Annotated in this window: 2 protein-coding genes; one reads left to right on the top strand and one right to left on the bottom strand. The window is 64.5% G+C overall.

Annotation, left to right across the window (positions count from 1 at the left end; all coding sequences use genetic code 11):
* A partial coding sequence (locus WDC87_RS21930) for a proline racemase family protein (protein ID WP_336331345.1) occupies positions 1-275 on the top strand: 275 nt, incomplete at its 5' end.
* A gap of 46 nt (positions 276-321) precedes the next feature.
* On the opposite strand, the gene WDC87_RS21925 is transcribed toward WDC87_RS21930, so the two are convergent.
* The coding region (locus WDC87_RS21925) for a hypothetical protein (protein ID WP_336331344.1) at positions 322-524 on the bottom strand (203 nt) is incomplete at its 5' end.

Raw genomic sequence — 524 nt, 5'->3', positions numbered from 1 at the left:
GGCCGGGCGAGCTGTTCGTCCACGAATCGATAACCGGCAGCCGGTTCACGTCGTCGATCGACGCCCTCACAACGGTCGGTCCGTACGACGCGGTCGTCCCCGCCGTGGCAGGTCAGGCCTGGATAACCGGCTTTTCCAAGATGGGGTTGCATCCCACCGACCCGTACCCGCAGGGGTTCACCGTCGCCGCCACCTGGATGCAGGAGTTCACCCTACTTGCCGGAAGAGATCGTCAGCGTGGGCTGTCACCTGCGGGGGCCAACCTGGTTCGGTGAAAGCGCAAGATCCGCCCACTCGGGGTCGCGCGTCGGGTCCCCGCTGCTATGCGGGGCCACCTGCGTCAGGCGCCGTCGGCTCATCCGCTGGAGGAGAAGCTGAGGCGATCGGCACAGCTCCCTGGGCGAGTTTGAGACGGGTCCACAGGTTCATGTTGATGATGACCGCCGCCATCTCCGCGACATCACGTTCGCTGAAGTGGATCCGCAGTTCATCGTGTGCCTTCGCAAACCGCTCCTGACTGAAAA

This window comes from Stenotrophomonas maltophilia group sp. Smal12, from assembly GCF_037079935.1.
Classification (GTDB): Bacteria; Pseudomonadota; Gammaproteobacteria; order Xanthomonadales; family Xanthomonadaceae; genus Stenotrophomonas; species Stenotrophomonas sepilia.
The sequence above is the reverse complement of the archived record's forward strand: the minus strand, read 5'-3'. Positions and strand labels throughout refer to the sequence as shown.